The sequence below is a fragment of the Sorangiineae bacterium MSr11367 genome (genome assembly GCA_037157805.1).
GTDB lineage: Bacteria > Myxococcota_A > Polyangia > Polyangiales > Polyangiaceae > Pendulispora > Pendulispora rubella.
Window position 1 is genome coordinate 6009064 of sequence record CP089983.1, and the last position, 20847, is coordinate 6029910.

Genomic DNA, 20847 nt, shown 5'->3' on the forward strand with positions numbered 1-20847 from the left:
TGCCAACCCGTGTCACCAAGCTTTCCCCACAAGACAGCGCCAGCGCCTGCCGCCCCACCCGGTCCAAAGGAACCGTTGTTCCCAACGTTGCCTGCAGGACGTCCATCGAAACCCGAGTTGGTAGGAATCGGTGGATTCACCGACGGGGTGCCCGGTACTGCGGGGATGACGATGGGCGGGTTGGGCTGCATGAAGCCACTTCCCGAACCGCTAATGCTTGCGCAGTTGGGATTGGCGAGCCCCACGCCCCCGAGATAGCCGGCATGTGGCCGCCCATCTGGCGCCAACTCCGGTGCGAAACGAGGCGGAGGACTGTCACCATTCTTTCCCGCCATCCCCGCCCCGGTCTGAAATGACGTACGTCGCAGGACAATTGTACCACCGGAAACGAGACCTCCGACACTCGACATTCCGTTTGCAACGGCGTTACCGGTCGTAAAGTCGATGTCCTCGACTCGAACCGTGCCGGCATTCCTGGCGGTAAGGGCAGTCTTTTCCCCAGAACCGATCGAGGGACGGTTTCCCGTATAGCGCCAATCGGAGCACGACAAGCCACCGAAGATGCTCACCTCGGTCGCTAACTCCAGTGTTTCAGCATAGCTACCCTCGCATACGTAGATCCATGTGCGCCCTCCTCCAATATTGAGGAGTGCCTTGGCGATGGTCTTGAACGGCTTTTCTCGCGAGCCTGCGTCGCCATCGTTCCCGCGCGGAGAGACGAAGAATCCGAAGTCATCGCTCACGCACGCGGGTGCCGCCCGAGGTCCATCCGCAATCGGGCAGCCACTGATGACTTGCGGCGGCGGCTTGTTCTCATCATTTGAAGAAGAGTCGCTACCGCACTGCACCGACGCAAGCGCGAGAGCAGCGCGCGCAAACACACCAAGGGGCAATCTTCTTCCGCCATGATAGGCCATCAGGTTCCTCCGATACGAGTCCACCTAAGACCTTCGGCCCCGACTAAGGGAAGTTGCTGAAAATATCTCGAAGAGTTTCTATGGAGAACGATGCCAGTTCCACACCGATGACACCATGCCCTTGGCCGCACCATCGCGACCGAAAAAACTCTTCACATGCCCAAATAGGCCCGTTCGGGGGTCCCAACGGCTCGCGCTGGAACCCCCGACATTCGGTTTATTCGTACGTCACCTGGGACGGAAGCGGCTGGCCATTTTTGCCGGTCGCCGAACTCACCGTCGTGAGACGTACGGTGTAATCGGACACCTTGATCGTATTGAGACTGCCCGCGGCGGTGGCAAAGAAGCCAGCCCCCTTGGGGAGCTGCCCCAGTGCCGCAGCAGGCACCGTAATCTTCTTGTCCGCAATCGGGGCGGCGCAGCTAACGCTCACGCTGCCGGCGTTGCCCGTCGTGGTCAAGGCCACCGCAATGTCGCCCGCGGCGCTTCCAGCAAACGTCCAGGTGAGCTCCAGCGGTTTCGTGCGGTCGATGGTCTGGCTCGCGCCGGAAACGGTGATGGGTGGCGCAGCTTTCAACGTCTTCTCGAAAGAGCCCACGCCGCTAGCGTCGCCCGAGGCCTTGATCGTGATGTCCTCGCCGCCCTTCCAAAGGGACTTCGATCCGTTCTCGCCCTCGTACTTGTTGTCGGAATCCGCTTCTAGCTTGAAAGCCGGCGAAATATCGGCACCGCTTATTTCGATGGTTCCGGCGCTCACTTGTTTTGGAGTCCCTGCATCGCTGACCACCGGCGTCGGGCACTTGATGACCGTGCACGCGCCTTCGGTCGACGTTTCGCATTTGCCGCTCTCACCCGAGATGAGGGCCGATGCGTCGGTGAACCCTGCGGAAACCGAATAGAATGGCGTCCCCTGGAACGACGAGTTGATCACGCTGACGGAACCGGTTTTCCCGTTCGGCGTTTCCTCGCCGCCGCCGCCGTCGTTGGTGCCGCCACCATCCTGGCCCGGTCCGCCGTCTTTGTCGCCAGGGTTGCCGTTGTTGTCGCTGCTGCTGCACGCTCCAACGCTGCCCGCGATGCTCGCGAAGAAGACGACACTCAACCAGGTATATTTGTTACGCAATTTCATTCTAAATCCTCATTAATGATGGCTCTGCGCAAGCCGCCAAGGGGAGTGAATCGCAGTAAGACGTAGGACCATCGATCGATATTCGATGGTTGAACCGATATGCCGTTTCATCGCATTCAATGCAAGTCGAATATTCTTGGCGCGATCCGTGCGGCGCGATTCGTACATCGGCTAGAATGGGTGCCATGAGCAAGCCCCTCGATGTCGACTTCGTACGGAAGCAGTTCCCCGCGTTCGACGAATCTTCGCTGAAAGGCCAAGCATTTTTCGAGAATGCGGGCGGGTCGTATGCGTGTGCGCAGGTGATACGGCGTCTCGATACGTATTATCGGCGGCTCAAGGTGCAACCGTATTACCCGTTTCGGGCGTCCACCGAGGCCGGCGCGTGGATGGATACCGCCTATGCACGATTGGCAGAATACTTGGGCGTGGAGACGGACGAGGTCTACCTAGGGCCGTCGACGTCTCAGAATACGTACGTACTCGCACAGGCCTTTCGCGAAATCTTGAAGCCGGGGGACGAGATCGTGGTGACCAACCAGGATCACGAGGCCAACGGCGGCGTGTGGCGACGGCTTGCCGCGAGTGGGATCACCGTCAAAGAGTGGCGCGTGGATGCCGAGAGCGGTGCGCTCGATCCGTCGCAGCTCGATGGGCTGCTCACCGAGAAAACGCGGCTCGTCGCCTTTCCGCATTGCTCCAACGTCGTTGCGTACGTGAACCCCGTGGCGGAGATCACGGCGAAGGCGCATGCGGTGGGCGCCGTGACGGTCGTCGATGGTGTGTCGTGGGCGCCCCACGGATTGCCCGACGTGAAGGAGCTCGGTGCGGATGTGTACGTGTTCTCGCTGTACAAGGTATATGGCCCACACCAGGGGGCCATGGTGGTGCGGCACGCGCTGGCGGAGCGGCTGGGCAACGAGGGGCACTATTTCAATGCGCCGTACCCGCGAAAGCGGCTCCTGCCGGCCGGACCCGATCACGCGCAGGTCGCCGCCGTGCGGGGCGTGGCGGAGTATTTCGATGCGCTCGATGCGCACCACGGCGGTGGCCCGGGGGCGGCGCGTCCGCAACGTGTGCGAGAGCTCCTGCGGAACGCCGAACTCGCGCTGTTGCCCAAGGTGCTCGATCACCTGGCATCGCGACGCGATGTGCGCCTCCTTGGCAGCGCCGATGCGCACCAGCGCGCGAGCACGGTCGCCTTCGTGCCCCGTCAACGCGATCCGCAGGACGTGGTGGTCAAACTCGCCGAGCGCGGCATCATGGCGGGCTTCGGCCATTTCTACGCGCTGCGCTTGCTCGAAGCGCTGGGTGCACCCGGCGGGGCGGTGAGGCTCTCGTTCGTCCACTACACCTCGGCCGACGAGATCTCCCAGCTTCTCGATGCGATCGATGCCGCGCTGGCGTAATCGCAAATAAGCAAAAGGCCGGTGGGAAAACCCACCGGCCCGCAACACGCAAGAACCCGCGCGCCTCGAACTGATGCCGGCGCGCAGCGCGATCAGAACTCGCCCTTGGCGTCGTTCGCCGCGCCCTTGACGGCCTTGCCGAGCTTCTTGTACGCGCCGGCAACGATCAGGAGAATCGCCACGAGGAGGAGACCGTATTCGATCGCGGTTGCACCCTTCTCGTCCTTGACCAGCTTCATGATGTCTTTGTTCATAGGAATTCTCCTGATTTGATTTTCGTGATTGGGGGGTTTTGGGAAGCTGCGTGTCCGCCGCTTCGTGAAGGCACTAGTACACGCTGCGTGCCAACGCCCCGCGTCCCGCCCGGGAGCTGCGAGCAACGCCCCCATCTCTTTGAAAATACTCATAAAATGTCGACAAGAACGACATTTCACCGTCGGCAGAAAATCGGGACGAAATGGGGACTTCATCGAGTCCACAGACCGGTAAAAGATGATCCATGCGCGCTCGCGACTCGCGAATTTGGCTCGATTTCGCGAGCGACCTACTTCGTTTGGATCATCGATTACCCGCCAATGAACGGGGCCTCGTCCACTCTTTTGCCGCACATTTCGGCACCATTCTTCCCATCGGAAGTAGGCAATTCACCAGCCATTTCAGCAACTTACATAAATCAGCCTTACGCGCGCCGGGGCACTGCGGGCTTGGCACGGAGCGTGTACTAATGCCCTCACGAAGCGGCGGTCACGCTGCTTCCCCAAATCCCCCCAAGTAACGAACGCAATCAGGAGAATTCCTATGAACAAAGACATCATGAAGCTGGTCAAGGACGAGAAGGGTGCAACCGCGATCGAGTACGGCTTGCTCCTCGTTGCCATCCTCCTGATTGTCGCCGGCGCTTACAAGAAGCTCGGCAAGGCCGTCAAGGGCGCGGCGAACGACGCCAAGGGCGAGTTCTGAGAAGTACCGCTCTCGTTCCTCGAGGGCCATGAAGCGGGTCGGAGATTCCTCCGGCCCGCTTTTCATTTAAGCGCCGCAGATCACGTAATCGCGGCGAGAACGCGCTGAACGAGCTCCTCGCGGCTCGAGGCACGGAGCACGCGCCCGTTCACCTCGACGCTCTCTCCGTCCGCGCCGACGCCGGCCACGATGGCGAATAGCCCGCCGCGCGCGCACGCTTCGGCAGCGTCGCTCGCATCGCGCGCCTCGTCCACCACGGTGGCGATGCGACGGCCGTCGAACAGCGCCCGCTCCAGCGCGTAGCCGAGCTCGAACGCCGCCGCGAGCGATCCCGCCACCGCGCGCAGCACCGCGCCCGATTGGCCCAGACGCGCGCGACGCTCTTCGTCACCCACCAGGCTGCGCGAGGTGCCACGCTCCGCGGCGCCTTCCAGCGCCTTCGTGATCATCCCCGCGGCCACCGTGTCGTTGGTGACGGAGTCGATCAGGATGAACGCACCCGTGGCCCGCTGCGTCGCGTACGCATCGAAGAAGATTGGCGCGCGACAGCGCACGTGCACCCGCGCAATGTCGTTGAGCACCAAGGTGGACTTGGCCACCGGCTCCAACGTCTCGGCATCCGTCCCGTACACCACGGTCGACACCTCGGCGCGCACCGTGCGCGTCGTATGCTTGAGCAAGTACGACTTCGCCCGGTCCAGCGGGCGCTCGCTCATCCAGACCAGATCGGCCTCCACCTCCGTGGCCACCGTGAGCGGCGTCTCGGCGTGCACCAGCACGTCGCCCCGGCTGATGTCGATCTCGTCGGCCAGCCGCAGCGCGACGCTCATGGGCGCGAAGGCGATATCCACCGACTTACCCGCCACGTCGACGCTGGTCACCCGCGAGCTCTTGCCCGAGGGCAGCACGAGCACCTCGTCACCGGCCTTCACCGTGCCGGACACGATCTGCCCCGCGAAGCCTCGGTAGCCGATGCCCGGACGCAGCACGAGCTGCACGGGCAAGCGAAACGCCCCTGCCCGCGCCCGATCCTCGACCGGCAAGGTCTCCAGGTGCTCGAGCAACGTCGTCCCCGGCCACCACGGCGTGCGCTCGCTCTTGGTGACGACGTTGTCGCCCGCAAGCGCGCTGACGGGGATCGCGTGGAGGCTGCGCAGTCCGAGCTTTTCACCGATCGCGCGAAGGTCGCTCACGATGGAGTCGAACACGGAGCGATCGAAGCCCACGAGGTCCATCTTGTTCACGCACGCGACCACGTGCGAAATGCCCAAGAGCGCCGCAATCTGCGCGTGGCGGCGGGTCTGCGGCAGCACGCCGAGGCGCGCATCGACGAGGATCAACGCGGCATCTGCCGTCGAGGCCCCGGTGGCCATGTTGCGTGTATACTGCACATGGCCGGGTGTGTCCGCGATGATGAACTTGCGGCTCGCCGTGGTGAAATAGCGATACGCCACATCGATGGTGATGCCCTGCTCGCGTTCGGCCTGCAGGCCGTCGGTGAAGAGCGAAAAGTCGATTTCCGACGTCGAGCCCTCGCCGCGCGTGGAGCCACGCACCGAGGCCCGCCGCACCGCGTGGAGCTGATCCTCGTAGAGCCCGTGCGCATCGTGCAAAAGGCGCCCGATGAGGGTCGATTTGCCGTCGTCCACCGAGCCGATGGTCACGAAGCGGAGCAAATCTTTTTGCTCCTGCGCCCGCAGCCAACCCGCGAGCCCGTTCGTCATTTCCGTCGCCGCCATATCAGAAATACCCTTCGCGCTTTTTGGCTTCCATCGACGCCGCCTCGTCGTGGTCGATGAGGCGCCCCTGGCGCTCGGACGTCGTGGCCTCCACCATCTCGCGCAAAATGTCCGGCAACGTCACCGCGTTGCTACGCACCGCGCCCGTCAGCGGGTAACAGCCCAGGGTACGGAAGCGAACGACTTCCGTGCGGGGCTCCTCGCCCGGCAGCAGCGGGAAGCGCTCGTCGTCGACCATGAGCAACGTGCCCTCGCGTTCCACCACGCGCCGTGGGGCTGCGAAATACAGCGGCACGATGGGGATATCCTCTTGCCAGATGTATTGCCACACATCGAGCTCGGTCCAATTGGACATGGGGAAGGCGCGGATGCTTTCGCCTTTGCGAATCTTGCCGTTGTAAAGGTTCCACAGCTCGGGGCGCTGGTTCTTCGGGTCCCACTGGCCGTACGCATCGCGGAACGAGAGAACGCGCTCCTTGGCCCGCGAGCGCTCTTCGTCCCGGCGGGCGCCGCCGAAGGCCGCGTCGTATCCGCCTTCGCGCAACGCGTCGAGCAAGGCGTGGGTCTTCATCACCTGCGTGTATTTGTTGCTGCCCCACGCAAAGGGACTGGCCCCTTCGGCGAGGGCACGGCGGTTCGTGTGAATCCGCAAGTCGAGCCCGTTTTCCCGCGCGAAGCGGTCGCGAAACTCGATCATCGCGCGGAATTTCCACGTGGTGTCGATGTGCAGCAGCGGAAACGGGAGCGGTGCGGGCGCAAACGCTTTTTGCGCGAGACGGACCAGAACCGACGAGTCCTTGCCAATGGAATAGAGCATCACCGGTCGATCGAATTCGGCGACGACCTCCCGAAGGATGTGAATGCTCTCAGCCTCGAGTTGCTCCAGATGCGAAAGACGGCCAGGGTTCATGTCCAAAATACCGAACCTGCCGTCTAGCATACCGAAGCCCCAGCCGGTAGCCCATCGCGTTAGGAACCCCGATCCTTGGCGCTCTTGGCGGTTCCAAATCTCCTGGCGGGCGACTAGTTCAGCTCGACCAGGATGACCGTGATGTTGTCTTTGCCACCACGCTGGTTGGCCAGGTCCACGAACTGACGGACGGCGCTTTCGCCGCCGATGCCCACCGTGGGAACGATGTCGCCTGAACGCAGGTACCCATGAAGCCCGTCGCTGCACAGGAGAAAGCGCGAGTGCCTCTCGACCGGGAAGACGACCGTGTCGACCTCGACGTGGTCACGGTTGCCCACCGCCCGCGTGATGACGTTGCGGTAGGGCGAGACCATGGCCTCCTCTTCGCTGATGAGGCCCTGTTTGAGCTGCCACGCGATGAGGGAGTGGTCCTCGGTGAGCTGCTCGAATTTCTCCCCGTTGACGTGGTAGATGCGACTATCCCCCACGTGGCCAATGATCCCGTACTCGCCGGAAAGCAGCAGGGCGCTGATGGTCGTGCCCATGCCCGCCTTTTGCCGATCGAGCTCGGCCATCGAGTAAATGATGGACGTCGCCGCCTGGATGGCGCTTTCCATGAGCTGACAGGCCGCCCGCATGCGAGCCTCGGTCAGGGGGCTCTTGAGCTCTCCGAACTCGTGGACCGCCTGCTTTATCATGCTGTAAATGGTGGCGGTCGCTTCCCGGCTCGCAATTTCCCCCGCGGCGTGTCCGCCCATGCCATCGGCCACGATGTACAAGCCCAATTCGTCGTCGACGAACAGCGCGTCCTCGTTCGTCTTCCGCTTGCGGCCCACGTCGGACATGCCCCAGCTGGATCGCTCCCCCGGGGATTTGCGTGAAACCTTCATGGATGCCCAGTTTTGCACTGTAACTCTTTAGGCTTGTGCTTGCACAGGAGGGAGCCAACATTTAATGGCTGGAAACACACCGTTGCGTGGCAGGCAGGCGCCCCCCGCTAGCTTGGGTAGCGTACGTAGGCCTAGTTTGCCTGGGCGGGCGGGTCGGCCCTCAGGGGTAGACGGGCGCATAGGCTGGGCGGGCCTTTGGGCGGCCGGTACCCGGGCAGGTGCATTGGCCATTCGCGCGGAGGCCATCCTGGCGCTGATGGTCGTGGCCGTGGTGGCCATGATGATTGTCCCGCTTCCAACGTGGCTTCTCGACATCCTGCTATCCGCAAACCTTTCGCTCTCGGTGGCGATTCTTCTCGTCGTTCTATACGTGCCTGATGCGCTGGGCATTGCGACGTTCCCGACGATTCTTCTGCTCACGACTCTTTTTCGTCTCGCGCTCAACGTCTCTTCGGCCCGCCTGATCCTGCTTCAGGCCAATGCCGGAGAGGTGATCCATGCCTTTGGCTACTTCGTGGTCCGCGGCAATTACGTGGTCGGCGCGGTCGTATTTCTCATTCTGACCATCATTCAATTCGTCGTCATCGCCAAAGGTGCAGAACGCGTCGCGGAAGTTGGCGCACGGTTCGTTCTGGATGCGATGCCGGGCAAGCAGATGGCCATCGATGCAGAGCTGCGAAGCTCGGCCATCGACGGGAACGAGGCCCGCCGCAGGCGCCGTGAATTGGCGCGCGAGAGCCAATTTTACGGGGCAATGGACGGCGCGATGAAGTTCGTCAAAGGCGACGTCATCGCTTCGCTGGTCATCACGGCCGTGAACATTCTGGGCGGCCTCGCGATTGGCGTCGTGCAGCATGGAATGCCGGTCACACTCGCCTTGAAGAGGTACGGACTGCTCACCATCGGCGATGGCCTGGTCTCGCAGATCCCGGCGCTCGTTCTGTCGACGGGGGCCGGCGTGCTGGTCACGCGGGTTGCCAGCGAGGAGCCGGATACGCCGCTCGGCGAGGAGCTCTGGCGACAACTTTTTGCATCGCCCAAAGCCCTTTTCGTTGCCAGCGGATTCGTGGCGCTCATGGCACTGACGCCAGGACTCCCCGCCATTCCGTTCGCGCTCATCGCGGTGACGCTGTTCTTCGTTGCTCGGGCGCGCCAGGCAGGGCTCGTCCGCGAGGAGCGCGAAGCGCGCGATACGGTGTCGTCGCCTGGTATTGCAAGCTCGCTGCCGCGCGGAGCCGGCGAAGAGGATCATTTCGTGCCGATGGTGATTCCGTGGAGCGTCGACGTCAGCTCCGACTTGGATGCCCTGCGCGAGGATGCGGATTCGCGTACACGGGTATTCGCATTGCGCGAAAGACTGTTTGCGGAGTTGGGTGTTCCCCTCCCCCCACCGCGCATTCGCGTCGATCCGGCGTTGCCGCCGCGGCATGTGGTTCTTTCGCTTCACGAGGTTCCAGCGCGGGCTCTTTCGGTACCGCCCGACTTGGACGACCGGGCCTCGGCGATCTTCATTGCCGACGAAGCGCTAACGCTTTTGCGGGCGCGCGCCGCGGATTTTCTCGGGCTCGCCGAGACGCAGCGTCTGCTGGACCAGCTGGAGCAGATTGCACCGGCGACGGTGCGTAACGTCGTACCCAAACCGGTATCGCTGCCGCTTCTGGCCGACGTATTGCGCCGGCTCCTCGAAGAAGGGATTTCGATTCGCGACTTGCGGGCCATTCTGGAGGCCCTATCGAGCGCGGCCACGACACAGAGCGATCCGCTGCAGCTCTCCGAGTTCACGCGTACGCAGCTTAGGCGCGCCATCACGTACCGGCTCACGCGGGGCGCGCCGCATCTGGAGGTGTGCCTGCTCGACACGATGATCGAGGACACCGTGCGCCGAGCGATTTCGCGCACGCCGGAGGGTGCCTTTCTCGCGCTGCCGCCGGCGCAGGCGCGCGATCTCATCACCGCGATTCAACGCGCCCTGACCGAGGCGGCGGCCTCCGCATCGACAGCCGCATCCGCAGGCGAGAGCGAGGACCGCACCAATCCGGGGACGCCCCCTCCGCGGATCATCCTCACGCAGCCGGACATCCGGCGCTTCGTGCGCAAACTCGTGGAGCACGACGTGCCGCAGCTCACGGTGGTGAGCTTTGCCGAGCTTCTGCCAGAGGTAACCCTGCGCCCCATCGCACGCGCCACGCTGACCGGCATTGGGTGATGAGAGAGGGTTTAGGGTTTAGGGAAGAAGAGACGGGGGAAAAAGAGACGGGGGGAAGAAGAGGTTTGGGTTCAGGAAAGAGGAGCCAGTGAGGTCTTCCTTCTGCCCTATCCCCTCACATCTTCTGCCGAGGTCTTCCTTCTCCCCTAAACCCTAAACCCTAAACCCTCATCTTCTGCCGAGGTCTTCCTTCTCCCCTAAACCCTAAACCCTAAACCCTAAACCCTCACATCTTCTGCCGCACCATCTTGCGCGGGACGGCGCCGGTGCTCATGAGGATCTTCTTCGCCTCGCGCTCGAGCAGCGGGTGGGTTTTCTTCGCGCTGACGAACATGCCCAAAAGCTGCGGGCTCGTTTCGGCGAGGCGGCGCAAGGTGCGGGCGAGGCCCTTGATATCGTTGGCGTGCGCGTAGGCGAAGGCGCGGGCGCGGAGCATTTGCACGCGGATTTCGCCGAGCTCCTCGTCGTCGGGGTTGAAGAGCTCCAGGGTCTCCAGCGCCTTCTTCGCCTGCCCGGTGCGGGCCCACGCTTCCGCGGAGACCGTGGCGAACATTGCGCGCTGCTTGCGCTCCTGCGTCTTGCCCAGGTCGATCTTGTCGACGAGCGCACGGGCCTCGTTCGGCTCGCCCAAGGTCAAATGGAGCATGCCGCGCAGCGAGCGCACTTGGTCGGCGACGGGCTGCAGCGCCTTGTCGAGGTTGATCGTCTCCAAGGTGGTGAGCGCCTTGCGCGGGTCTTCCTGCATCTCGAGCTGCGCGCGCGCGAGAACCGCCTGGGTGTCGCCCTTCTTGAAGTCCTTATCGAGCTTCTCCAGCGCTTCCTTGCGCCCCTCGGCGGTGTCGGCACCGCGCAGGAGGTCGCCCAGGGCCTCGTTCTTTTTGACGAAGCGCACGAACCAGATGCCGAAGCCAATGGCCACCAAGGTCAACGCGCCGGCGACCGCCTTCGCGATCCACGACGGGATGATGAAGGCGATGACCCAGATGACCACGAGGATGATGGCGATGCGCCCGAAGGTCTTCTTGTAGTCGATGGGCACCTTGGGCTGCCCCTCGCCTCCGGCCCCACCCGCGCCACCACCTTGAGCCGCGCGCAGCGCCTTCTGCAGATCGGCCGCGTTTTGCTTCTTTTTCTTCAGGGGTTTCTCGTCGGCCATGGTTCTACTCTCCCAGATCCCGCACCGACGCGACGGGCTCGTGGGAGAGCTCGGGATCGGTCTTCTGGACGATCTGTCTGAAATGAATGAATACGCTCTGTGCGATGGACATGCACGGCACCGCGAGAAGCGCGCCGGTTACGTGGAAGAAGTGCTCCCCGACGAGGAGCGAAAAGATGACCAGCACCGGGTGAATCTTCGCCGCATCGCCCATGATCTTCGGGTTGAGGAGGTTCGCCTCCAGCTGATGGATGCCGATGATCCATAGCAAAACGAAGACGCCCGTCCCGAACGACTGCGTCAGCCCCAACGCCACGGCGGGCACCGAGCTGATGATCGAGCCGAAGATCGGAATGAGGGAAAACACCGTGGCAACGATGGCCAGAATGGGCCAGTACTTCAGTCCGACGATGGCCAGGCCGATGGCACTGAGCACGCCGTTGATGAGGCAGATGATGATCTGCCCGCGCACCACGCCGGAGAGCCCCTGATCGATGCGCACGATCAGCCGCTCCAGCCCCGGGCGCGACGAGGGCCGCACCAGCGAAGAGAAAAACGCCAAAATGCGCTCGCGCGTGAGCATCAAGTACGCGGCGATCATCATGGTGAGGCCGAAGACGAAAAAGAACCGCCCGATGCCGAAGATGATGCCGCTGCCGATGCGCGCGAGCTCCAGCGCATTGTGCTGGAGGTACGTCATGGTGCCTTGCACCGATTCGGCGAGGAACAAATCCGGATCGAAGGGCACGACCTTCTCGTGCGCCTGGATCGTGTAACCGCCGCGCGTGTTGCGGACGGAAATGCCGCCCTGGATGTCCAGCGCGTAGCTGCCATCGGGCTGCGGCCGCGCGACGACGGCCGGCTCTTGTTGCTCGGTCGCATCTTCCTGCGGCGGGGAGATGCCCGTGATCGCGTGCAGCTTGTTCTGCAGCGCCGGCACCCATTGATTCTTGAAGCGCGCCGTGAGCGCGGGCACCTCGCGCCCGAACTTGGCCATCTCGTAGCCAATGCGCGGGGCGACGGTGCGCAGAAAGATGCCCATCACGCCGAGTACCAGGATGTACACGAGCACGATGGCGGCGGCGCGCGGGACGTGGCGCCTGCCGGGAAGCTTCTGCCGCTCGACCCATTCCACGAGGGGCATGAGGACGTACGCGATGATCAGCCCGAGGACGATCGGGAGCATGACCTCGCGTGCAAGCCAGGACACGGTGACGACGATGGTCGCCGTGACCGCAAGAAAGACGGGGCGCTGCCAACGTAAGCTAGACACTCTGGAGATCATCGTAGCCCGTACACATGCGCGTGCCCGCGCCCGTCCGCGTGCCCGACTTCTTTCGAAATCGGGCAATGGGAAGGAGTCGCGGGCACGTGTTCTAGGGCTTCTTAGCGACTATTCGTCGCCTTTGTCTTCTTTCTTCTCGAGACCGAGCTGCGCACCGAGCTTCGCCTTGATCAGCTCGCCGATGGTGCCGCCCTTGGTCTCCTCCGACGAGCCGCTCTTCTTCGGGGCCACCGAAGCGCGCTTCTCGTTGGACTTGTTCGCCGCCGCCACGCCCTCGCCGATGCGCATGCTCAGCGAAAGACGCCGATCCTGCGTGTCGATGTTCGCGATTTCGGCCTGGACCGCATCGCCAACCTTGAGGGCCTTGGTCTCGCCCGCCTCGTCCTTGGGCTCCACGACCTCGTTCTGCGGGACATGGCCTTCGACGCCATCGCGAACGCGGACGAAGATACCGTAATCGACGATCGAGATGACCTTCGCGTCGACCTGACGGCCCGGGGGGAACTCCGTGAAGATGGTCGGCCACGGATCATCGAACAGCTGCTTGATGCCGAGCGAGACCTTCTTCTCGTCGTGGTTGATGCTGAGGATGATCGCCTCGACGTCGTCACCCTTGTGGTAGAGGTCGGCCGGGTTGTTGACCTTGGCCGTCCACGACAGGTCGCTCTTGTGGACCATGCCGTCGACACCCTCTTCGATTCCGATGAACACACCGTAATCGGTGAGCGAACGGACCTTGCCGCCGATCTTGTCGCCGGGGTGGTACTTCTCGGTGAAGAGAGTCCACGGATCGGGCTCGAGCTGCTTGAGGCCGAGGGAGATGCGCTTGGCCTTCGCGTCGACCTCGAGGACCTGGCAGTCGAGCGCCTGGCCGATTTCGAGGAGCTTGCTCGGGTGCTTGACCTTCTTGGTCCAGCTCATCTCGCTGACGTGGATGAGGCCTTCGACGCCCGGCTCCAGCTCCACGAAGGCGCCGTAATCGGTGATCGACATGACCTTGCCGTGCACACGCTTGCCCGGCGGGTACGCCTCTTCGGCGTGGTTCCACGGGTCTTCCTGCGTCTGCTTGAGACCGAGCGAAACGCGCTCCGTCTCCGCATTGTACTTGAGGACCTTGACGGTGACTTCGTCGCCCACCTGGAACACTTCGCTCGGGTGGTTGACGCGGCCCCACGACATATCCGTGATGTGGAGCAGGCCGTCGATGCCACCGAGATCGACGAAGGCGCCGTACTCGGTGATGTTCTTGATGACGCCGCGCACGATCTTGCCCTCCTCGAGGGTCTGCAAGGTCTGCGTCTTGATTTGATCGCGCTCCTTCTCGAGGAGCACGCGGCGCGAGAGCACGATGTTGCCGCGCTTCTTGTTGAACTTGATGACCTTGAATTGGTAGGTCTGGCCGATCAACTTGTCCAAGTTGCGGATCGGACGGAGATCGACTTGCGAGCCCGGAAGGAACGCCTTCACGCCGCCGCGAATGGTGACCGAGAGGCCGCCCTTCACGCGCTGGCTGATGGTGCCTTCGATGAGCTCATCGCGCTCGCAGGCGCTCGAGATCTCATCCCACACCTTCATCTTGTCCGCTTTCTCCTTGGAAAGCGTGACCAAGCCGTCGTCGTTCTCGCGGCTCTCGATGTAGACGTCGACGCGATCGCCCGCCTTGACGGTCAACTGACCGCTGGCGTCGGTGAACTCGCTCGCGGGAATGATGCCTTCGCTCTTCCCGCCGATGTCGATGACGACGTTGTCGCGCTGGACGGCGACGACGGTGCCCTGGACGATTTCTCCCTCTTTGGCGAATTCGCCAGTCTGAAGACTCTCTTCGAAGAGGGCAGCGAAGGTGTCGGCGGCGGGGCCGGCGACGCTCTCGGTCTTTTTCCCTGCCGAGGACAGGGCTTGGGGTTCTGTTGTCATGTGGTGGTTGGGTTGCCTTGCCTCACGTTTGCGCGTGATAAAAATGAACTGGATTGAGGAATACGGTGGGTAGCGGACCCGTTCCGCTGCCGACCCGGTGAATCAGATGACGCGTCGGAACCAAGGCGCGCCAATCCGGCGGGGGTATCTACCTTGCATAGCTCCCCGTGTCAAAGGACACCTTTCAGGTACCGGACCGGGGCTTGGACCAGGCAGCAAGTCTGGACAGGGCGGAGCGGGACGGGGCAGCCTAGAAGGCGCCCTCGAGGGAAACGCCACCGCGCTGCAAGCTCAACGATGGCACCACGCGCAACTGCGCGGACTTCTCGGCGGAAGCCGGCTTCGACGTGAGGATCAGGATCGTGCCGGCGGCCAGGCCGACGATACCCACGCCAAAAGCGGCGGTGGAAATCCAGCCCATGGTTTGGGCGGAGCTTTTTTGGTCTTGGTCCGCCTGCTCGCTGCCGCCGCAGAAGCCGGTGCACTGGTTGTAGTCGCTCTTCTTGCCGAGGTAGACGACGCCGAAGATGGCGCCGGCGGCGAGGCCTGCAATGCCCACCCCGCCGAGGACGAAGCCGGCGGTGCGTTTGCCGGAGGAGGGCGATCGCGAAGGCTCTTTCGGGGTGGTGGGCTCGGCGGAGGGGGCCGTGGCGACGGAGGCGTCGTCCAGGGCGGGGACTTGGATCTCCGTGGTGCTGGGGCCTTGGGGGACGTCGAAGGTGACGTCACGCGATTTCTTGCCGGAGGCGCTGACCTCGATGCGGTGCGATCCGGGGTCCATCGGGATGGAGGTGCCGAGGGCGCCCGCGCCGACGGCCTTGCCGTCGATCTTGATGGTGGCGCCGGCCGACGTGGGTGGTGCGGAGACGAACTTGACGCGCGAGAGCTTCGCCTCGACGGCGGCCGCGTGTTGCTTGGCGAATTCGACGCGGCTGCTCTGCCCCGAGCGGGCGGCTTGGGCCATGACCTCGTTGAATTCGCCCCACGCGCTGGCGGTCTTTCCGTTCATCTCGTGGCACGCGGCGAGGTTCAGGAGGGTGCCCATTTGCGGGTCGAGGCGCATGCTCTCGGCGAATTTGGAGCACGCCTCGTCGTAGCGCTTCTCGCGCATGGCGGCTTTGCCTTCGCGAAAGAGCGATTCGGCGACGGCCAGGTCCGAGCCGGCTTTCTGTTCGCGCGCCGGCGGAGTCGGGGTCGGTTGTTGCGCCAGCGCGTCGGCCGAGAAGAAGAACCATGCAGCGCTGATGCAGGCAACGACTCGAGACGTTACGACCATACGACCCCCACGCTTTTAATGACGTTCGTCCAGGACTCCGTCCACCGATTTGGCGGCGGCGACATCTGCGGCCGTGTTTGCCGGCTTGGGTACGGCTTTGGCTGGTGATTTGCGCGGGCGGCTCCCCCACCCCGGCCCTCCCTCTGCGTTGAAAGTCGGCCGCGGCGAGCCGCGGACCTCCGAGGGGGAGGGAGCCAGAACACCGGCGTCGACTTGCACGGCCGCCGAAATCGCTTGGGGAGCGGGCGCGGCTGCGGCCAGCACCTTGGGCGGGGGCTCGGTGGCGAGGGGGTCGACGGCGGAGGCGGCGGGGTGCTCGGGACCGCTCCGGTCGACGATTTTGACGATGGCGATGCCGCCGAGAAAGAGCAAGGCCGCGGCGCCCAGGCCCGTAACGAGCTGCCAGCGCGGGCGGCGCGGCGTGACGTGCGAGGCACTGGTCCCCCACCCTCCGCTGGTGTGGCGCACGGCCGCCGGAATGGACAAGGCGACCTTGGGCGCCGGGCCCGTCACGACGCTCCCCACGACCATCGCGTTGTGGCTCGAGGGCGGGCCCTCGGTCATCAGCCGCGAGAGCGACTTGCCGGCGAGGAGCCTGCGCGCGCGGTGGACGCAGCGATCCCATTCGCCGGAACCAAACGGCGCGAGCGCTTGGGCGAGCTCGGAGACGTCGGCATAGCGGTCTTCCGGCTTTTTGCGCAAGCAGCGGAGGATCACCTCCTCCAGGCCCTCCGGTGCGTCGGGGCGGAGATCGCGAACGCGGGTGGGCTCGTTCTGCAGGACGATCTCGAACACCTCGCCCACGGTCTCCCCGATGAAGGGAACCTCGTGGCAGACGAGCTCGTAGAGGATCACGCCGAGCGCCCAGATGTCCGTGCGCCAGTCGACGCGCTTCGAGGAGCGGAATTGCTCCGGCGACATGTAGAGCGGCGAGCCCATGACGGCCGCCGTGCGCGTGAGCGCGGCCCTGTCGATGTTGGCGGAGAACGCATCGGACTTCGAAATGCCGAAGTCGAGCACCTTGATGACGTTGCTGCCATCGTCTCGCCGCGTGACGAAGAGGTTCGACGGCTTGAGATCGCGATGGACGATGCCGCGCGCGTGCGCCTCGGCAATGGCGTCGATGGCCTGAATGACGTAATCGACGGCGGTCGAAACGGGCACGGAGATCCCGTCGTCGAGGATGTCTCCCAGATCGCGCCCGTCGAGGAACTCCATGACCATGTACGGCGAGCCCGTTTCGAGCATGCCGACGTCGGTCACCTTCGCCACGTGTTCGCTGTGCAGTTTGACCGCGGCGCGTGCCTCGCGAAGAAATCGCTCGACGGCTTCGCGCTGGCGAATGGCGTCGCCCACGAGAAATTTCAGGGCAACTCGTTGCTCCAATGCCGCATGCCAGGCGGAGATGACCACGCCCATCCCACCCTGCCCCAGCACGCGTTCCACACGGTACTTCTTAAGGAGAACTGCACCTGGCTCGGGTACCCCCTCGATCTCCGGCGCCACGGTCATGCGTTCTCCCCTCGTGTTGGAGGAAGAAGATAACATAAGGATTCCGAGAGTCAGGCTTTTCGAGGCCGAACCCTCGCGCGAGTGCGCGCACGTAGACGTGCGCCGGCGCGTGTGCGTTCACATTCGAAGCTCTGCGCTTCTACTTCTTATTCTTTTTCGGCGTCAGCTAAACCGCGCAAAAACTGGCGTGGCAACTTAGCTGTAACCTGCACCGATCGTCCCGAGCGCTCGATGGTGGCATCGCGCAAGAAGGCGAGGTTCGGGGAAATCTTCTCGGGGACGACGGTGATGAGCTCTTGCGCACGACCCTTCGCGCGCTCGGCCGCTTTGTCTTGTTCATAGAGGAAGACCGCTTCGAGGTTGCCTTGGTCTCCCGAGGCGAGCGCCAAGCGCACGTAGCTGAGTTGATCGAAAATCGGACGAAGGCCGCTCCGCGCGACCCCGCGCAAGGAGTCGAGCAGCTCACCTTGCAGCTTGATGGAGAGCGGCGCGTCCTTCTGATTGCCACTCGGCGCGAGGGTCGACGGGGCGCGGGGCGTCGTGCGGCCGCCCCGTTCGACGAGGCGCTCGTGCAGGCGCTCCGCGGCGGGGCCGACCCCGAGCACCCACGTGCGCTCGCCCACGACGTAGAGCGTGCCCGGTGGATTCGATTCGCGCGACGAGAGCGCGAGAAGGCCATTGGGCATGCGCGTCGCTTCCTTCCACGGCGAGCGCCCATCGTCGTCGCGCACCTTCTCGACGTCGACCCCCGAGGGAACGCCCGAGACGATGATGACGGCATCGAGCGGATGCGAGGAGCGCACGGCGAGCAGGACCTCGTCGGATTGCTCCAGGACCTCGAGGGTCGTGCTGCCGAGGTACGACGAGCGGCTTTCCCCGGCGGCGAGGCGACTCGCCTTGCGCACCAGCGGGCCGTAAATCGGATCGTGCGAAAGCTTTTTCGGGTGGAGGTTCACCGTGAGATCGCGCGAACCATCGACGATGTCGCGGACCCATCCCGTATCGTCGGCCGCCGCCACCGAAACGCGGGACTCCGGCGCCGCGCGGCCTGCACAGGCGAGCGGCATCGCCACGAGCAACGGCACGAGGAACCGGAGGCTGCGCATCATCCTTCTTCGCCCGTGTTCACGTTCTTGCCGTGGGCCAGAACGATGTCCGCCATTTTGGAGACGGTCTCGTCGACGGTGTTGCCGGAGGAGTCGATGAGGATGGCGGTGGGGGCTCGGCGCAGGGGGGCGTGGGCGCGGTTCATGTCCTGCGCGTCCCGCTTTTTCACTTCCTCGAGGGTGCCCTCGAAGGTCACGCTTTGGCCCTTGGCGACAAGTTCCTCGAAGCGGCGGGTGGCCCGCACTTCGGGCGACGCCGTGAGGAAAAACTTCACGTCGGCATCCGGGAACACGACGGTGCCGATGTCGCGCCCCTCGAGCACGACGCCGCCGCCCTCGCCGAGCTTTCGCTGCAGGTCGAGCAAGGCGGCGCGCACACCAGGGTGCGCGGAGACGATGCTCGCGCCCATGCCCATCTCCGGCGTGCGGATGGCATCCGAGATGTCCTCGCCCGAGAACGAGACGCGCGGCTCACGCCCTTGGGCCGGTGCGAAGGCGATGGCGTTGGCCGCCACCAGCGAGTGCGTCAGGCGTTCGAGGCCTTCCGCGTCATCGAAGGCGATGCCATCCCGCTGCGCCGCGAGGGCGACGGTGCGGTAGAGCGCCCCGGTATCGACGAGCACGAAGCCGAGCCTTTCGGCCAGCCGGCGCGCCACGCTGCTTTTCCCCGCCCCCGCAGGCCCATCGATGGCAACGATGGGCCGAGTTCGGGACGACGTGATTGAGGTCATCGACGGTGACTCTACCAGCTACGCCCTTACGGCGCCTCATCGACGACATCAATGGTTGCGCCAAGGCCGCGCAACGTGGCGACGAATTTCGGAAAGCTCGTGGTGATGCAGCCCGCATCGCGCACGCGCGTGGGCGCGCGCCCGAGGAGACCCAGGATGGCCGATGTCATGGCAATGCGGTGGTCGCCGTGGCTGTCGATGTCCGCGGCCTCGAGCGGGCCCTCTTTGCCTTCGATGCGAAGGCCGTCGGGCAGCTCTTCGCACGTCACGCCGAAGGAGCGGAGCACGGTGGCCATGGTGGCGATGCGGTCGCTCTCTTTGACGCGCAGCTCCTCGGCATCGCGGATCACCGTGGTGCCCGAGGCCCGTACGGCCAGCGCGCACGCGATGGGGATCTCGTCGATGGCCCGCGCCACACGCTCGCCACCGATGGTGGTCGCGCGCAGCGGCTCGGTCCAGGAGTGGATGTCCGCAATCGGCTCGCCCGCGCGCTCGCCCAGCGATTCGATCGACAGGCCCGCGCCCATGTCGCGAAGGACCTCGAGCAGCCCCGTGCGCGTCGGATTGGTGCCCACGGAACGGGTCACCACGCGCGAACCGGGAACGATCTGCGCGGCCACGAGCAAGAAGGCCGCCGCGGACGCGTCGCCGACGATTTCCATATCGAGCGCGGGCATCTGGCCGTTCCAGCCCCCGGGGTCGAGCTCCACCATCGTTCCCACCGTGCGAAGCGGCACCCCCAGGGCCGAGAGCATGCGCTCGGTGTGATCGCGCGACAGGGTCGGCTCTTTGAAGTGCGTCGCGCCATGGGCGAAGAGGCCCGAGAGCAAGATGGCGCTCTTGATCTGCGCGCTCGAGACAGGGCTCTCGTACTCGATGGGGCCGAGGTACTTCCCTTCCCCGAGGCCGTGGATCTGCAGCGGCGCGGTAATATCGCCCTCGCGCTTGGGGTGCGGCTGGCCGTCGATGCGGGCGCCACGCGATCGCAGCGGGCCGACGATGCGCATCATGGGCCGCTTGGTCAGCGAGTGGTCGCCGATGAGGGTCGAGGGGAACGACTGCGCCGCGAGGATGCCCGTGATGAGGCGCATCGTGGTTCCCGAGTTTCCGCAGTCGAGCGGCTTGTCGGGTGCGCGCAGGCCGTAGAGGCCCACGCCTTCGACGGTCAGCTCGGTCTTGCCGGTCGTCTCGATGCGGACGCCCATGGCACGCAGCGCGTCCGCCGTGGAGACGTTGTCCGCCGAGAAGGAAAAGCCCGAGATGCGGCTCTTGCCGTTGCAAAGTGCGGAGAACAAGAGCGCGCGATGGCCGATGCTCTTGTCCGAAGGAACCGGGACGCTGCCCGAAAGCGCGCCCTCACCGATGGGATGGATTACGAGGTCAGTCACCCGTCCAATTTGCCATCACGAGCAGGCCGCCGGCGAGAGCCGTCGACGCCGCAATGCAATAAAGACCCAAGGACCGGGCCCGGGTGCGGCCGCCATAGCGGATCAGCATGCTTCCGACCACGCCCAGGGCGAAACCGAGCCCGGCCAGGAGCGCGAAGACGCCTTGGACGACCCGGAAGCCGGATCCGGCCACGGTGCGCCACGCAAAAAGAGCAAACAGCGCTGCGTGCGCCACCCCGTCCGCGGTGCCAAGCACCCGCGCCGCCCGCTGAAGGCCGCCCCCAGGTTTCCCAAATACCATGTTTTCAAGAGTGAGCCC

General features: G+C 64.4%; 17 protein-coding genes. 3 read left to right on the forward strand and 14 right to left on the reverse strand.

The genetic code is table 11. The features are described 5' to 3' along the window. Nucleotides 1–1134: 1134 nt before the first annotated feature. Complete coding sequence (locus tag LVJ94_22910; protein WXB10065.1) at nucleotides 1135–2046, reverse strand: hypothetical protein; 912 nt, start codon at nucleotides 2044–2046, stop codon at nucleotides 1135–1137. Nucleotides 2047–2231: 185 nt separating this feature from the next. Here LVJ94_22910 and LVJ94_22915 point away from each other — a divergent pair, with 185 nt between their 5' ends. Beyond that, complete coding sequence (locus tag LVJ94_22915; GenBank protein ID WXB10066.1) at nucleotides 2232–3455, forward strand: aminotransferase class V-fold PLP-dependent enzyme; 1224 nt, start codon at nucleotides 2232–2234, stop codon at nucleotides 3453–3455. Nucleotides 3456–3547: 92 nt separating this feature from the next. Here the strand turns inward: LVJ94_22915 and LVJ94_22920 are convergent, their stop codons facing one another. Continuing rightward, nucleotides 3548–3709, reverse strand: coding sequence for a Flp family type IVb pilin (locus LVJ94_22920; GenBank protein WXB10067.1), 162 nt, complete (start codon nucleotides 3707–3709; stop codon nucleotides 3548–3550). 544 nt (nucleotides 3710–4253) lie between these two features. On the opposite strand from LVJ94_22920, the gene LVJ94_22925 reads away from it, so the two are divergent. Beyond that, the gene (locus tag LVJ94_22925) at nucleotides 4254–4415 is read left to right on the forward strand and encodes a Flp family type IVb pilin (GenBank protein WXB10068.1); all 162 of its coding nucleotides are present in this window, start codon (nucleotides 4254–4256) and stop codon (nucleotides 4413–4415) included. 80 nt (nucleotides 4416–4495) lie between these two features. Here LVJ94_22925 and LVJ94_22930 read toward each other — a convergent pair whose 3' ends face one another. The 3 genes from LVJ94_22930 to LVJ94_22940 all read right to left on the reverse strand — a co-directional run bounded on the left by LVJ94_22930 (nucleotide 4496) and on the right by LVJ94_22940 (nucleotide 7954). After that, nucleotides 4496–6154: a GTP-binding protein gene (locus LVJ94_22930; GenBank protein ID WXB10069.1), complete on the reverse strand. Its 1659-nt coding sequence runs from the start codon at nucleotides 6152–6154 to the stop codon at nucleotides 4496–4498. A 1-nt stretch (nucleotide 6155) separates the two neighbouring features. Continuing rightward, the gene (gene cysD, locus LVJ94_22935) at nucleotides 6156–7064 is read right to left on the reverse strand and encodes a sulfate adenylyltransferase subunit CysD (protein ID WXB10070.1); all 909 of its coding nucleotides are present in this window, start codon (nucleotides 7062–7064) and stop codon (nucleotides 6156–6158) included. A 113-nt stretch (nucleotides 7065–7177) separates the two neighbouring features. Then, nucleotides 7178–7954 (reverse strand): Stp1/IreP family PP2C-type Ser/Thr phosphatase, encoded by a 777-nt coding sequence (locus tag LVJ94_22940; GenBank protein WXB10071.1) that lies wholly within the window; start codon nucleotides 7952–7954, stop codon nucleotides 7178–7180. Nucleotides 7955–8177: 223 nt separating this feature from the next. Here LVJ94_22940 and LVJ94_22945 point away from each other — a divergent pair, with 223 nt between their 5' ends. Then, nucleotides 8178–10160, forward strand: a complete 1983-nt coding sequence (locus tag LVJ94_22945; protein ID WXB10072.1) for a flagellar biosynthesis protein FlhA — start codon at nucleotides 8178–8180, stop codon at nucleotides 10158–10160. A 226-nt stretch (nucleotides 10161–10386) separates the two neighbouring features. On the opposite strand, the gene LVJ94_22950 is transcribed toward LVJ94_22945, so the two are convergent. The 9 genes from LVJ94_22950 to LVJ94_22990 form a co-directional block, all read right to left on the reverse strand. Next, the gene (locus tag LVJ94_22950; protein ID WXB10073.1) at nucleotides 10387–11316 is read right to left on the reverse strand and encodes a hypothetical protein; all 930 of its coding nucleotides are present in this window, start codon (nucleotides 11314–11316) and stop codon (nucleotides 10387–10389) included. A 4-nt stretch (nucleotides 11317–11320) separates the two neighbouring features. Further along, nucleotides 11321–12589 carry an AI-2E family transporter gene (locus LVJ94_22955; protein ID WXB10074.1) on the reverse strand — a complete coding sequence of 423 codons (1269 nt, stop codon included), beginning with the start codon at nucleotides 12587–12589 and terminating at the stop codon, nucleotides 11321–11323. A gap of 120 nt (nucleotides 12590–12709) precedes the next feature. Further along, the gene (locus tag LVJ94_22960) at nucleotides 12710–14515 is read right to left on the reverse strand and encodes a 30S ribosomal protein S1 (protein ID WXB10075.1); all 1806 of its coding nucleotides are present in this window, start codon (nucleotides 14513–14515) and stop codon (nucleotides 12710–12712) included. Between the two features lie 250 nt (nucleotides 14516–14765). Further along, entirely contained in the window at nucleotides 14766–15791 is a 1026-nt protein-coding gene (locus tag LVJ94_22965) for a tetratricopeptide repeat protein (GenBank protein ID WXB10076.1), read from the reverse strand. Between the two features lie 15 nt (nucleotides 15792–15806). Then, nucleotides 15807–17303 carry a serine/threonine protein kinase gene (locus LVJ94_22970; GenBank protein WXB10077.1) on the reverse strand — a complete coding sequence of 499 codons (1497 nt, stop codon included), beginning with the start codon at nucleotides 17301–17303 and terminating at the stop codon, nucleotides 15807–15809. Nucleotides 17304–17449: 146 nt separating this feature from the next. Continuing rightward, on the reverse strand, nucleotides 17450–18412 hold the full coding sequence (locus tag LVJ94_22975; GenBank protein WXB10078.1) for a hypothetical protein: 963 nt from the start codon (nucleotides 18410–18412) through the stop codon (nucleotides 17450–17452). Further along, nucleotides 18409–19140: a (d)CMP kinase gene (gene cmk / locus LVJ94_22980; protein ID WXB10079.1), complete on the reverse strand. Its 732-nt coding sequence runs from the start codon at nucleotides 19138–19140 to the stop codon at nucleotides 18409–18411. Before cmk ends, LVJ94_22975 begins: the two co-directional genes overlap by 4 nt. A 26-nt stretch (nucleotides 19141–19166) precedes the next feature. Further along, the gene (gene aroA / locus LVJ94_22985) at nucleotides 19167–20528 is read right to left on the reverse strand and encodes a 3-phosphoshikimate 1-carboxyvinyltransferase (GenBank protein WXB10080.1); all 1362 of its coding nucleotides are present in this window, start codon (nucleotides 20526–20528) and stop codon (nucleotides 19167–19169) included. Further along, complete coding sequence (locus LVJ94_22990) at nucleotides 20521–20829, reverse strand: hypothetical protein (protein WXB10081.1); 309 nt, start codon at nucleotides 20827–20829, stop codon at nucleotides 20521–20523. Before LVJ94_22990 ends, aroA begins: the two co-directional genes overlap by 8 nt. Nucleotides 20830–20847: the final 18 nt, after the last annotated feature.

Excerpts from the sequence above, each read along its gene's own strand:
- cysD (WXB10070.1), bottom strand. The coding sequence starts at position 7,064 with ATGAACCCTGGCCGTCTTTCGCATCTGGAGCAACTCGAGGCTGAGAGC.
- LVJ94_22965 (WXB10076.1), bottom strand. The coding sequence starts at position 15,791 with ATGGTCGTAACGTCTCGAGTCGTTGCCTGCATCAGCGCTGCATGGTTC.
- LVJ94_22970 (WXB10077.1), bottom strand. The coding sequence starts at position 17,303 with ATGACCGTGGCGCCGGAGATCGAGGGGGTACCCGAGCCAGGTGCAGTT.
- LVJ94_22950 (WXB10073.1), bottom strand. The coding sequence starts at position 11,316 with ATGGCCGACGAGAAACCCCTGAAGAAAAAGAAGCAAAACGCGGCCGAT.
- LVJ94_22960 (WXB10075.1), bottom strand. The coding sequence starts at position 14,515 with ATGACAACAGAACCCCAAGCCCTGTCCTCGGCAGGGAAAAAGACCGAG.
- LVJ94_22920 (WXB10067.1), bottom strand. The coding sequence starts at position 3,709 with ATGAACAAAGACATCATGAAGCTGGTCAAGGACGAGAAGGGTGCAACC.
- cmk (WXB10079.1), bottom strand. The coding sequence starts at position 19,140 with ATGACCTCAATCACGTCGTCCCGAACTCGGCCCATCGTTGCCATCGAT.
- LVJ94_22990 (WXB10081.1), bottom strand. The coding sequence starts at position 20,829 with ATGGTATTTGGGAAACCTGGGGGCGGCCTTCAGCGGGCGGCGCGGGTG.
- LVJ94_22940 (WXB10071.1), bottom strand. The coding sequence starts at position 7,954 with ATGAAGGTTTCACGCAAATCCCCGGGGGAGCGATCCAGCTGGGGCATG.
- LVJ94_22910 (WXB10065.1), bottom strand. The coding sequence starts at position 2,046 with ATGAAATTGCGTAACAAATATACCTGGTTGAGTGTCGTCTTCTTCGCG.
- LVJ94_22975 (WXB10078.1), bottom strand. The coding sequence starts at position 18,412 with ATGATGCGCAGCCTCCGGTTCCTCGTGCCGTTGCTCGTGGCGATGCCG.
- LVJ94_22915 (WXB10066.1), top strand. The coding sequence starts at position 2,232 with ATGAGCAAGCCCCTCGATGTCGACTTCGTACGGAAGCAGTTCCCCGCG.
- LVJ94_22930 (WXB10069.1), bottom strand. The coding sequence starts at position 6,154 with ATGGCGGCGACGGAAATGACGAACGGGCTCGCGGGTTGGCTGCGGGCG.
- LVJ94_22925 (WXB10068.1), top strand. The coding sequence starts at position 4,254 with ATGAACAAAGACATCATGAAGCTGGTCAAGGACGAGAAGGGTGCAACC.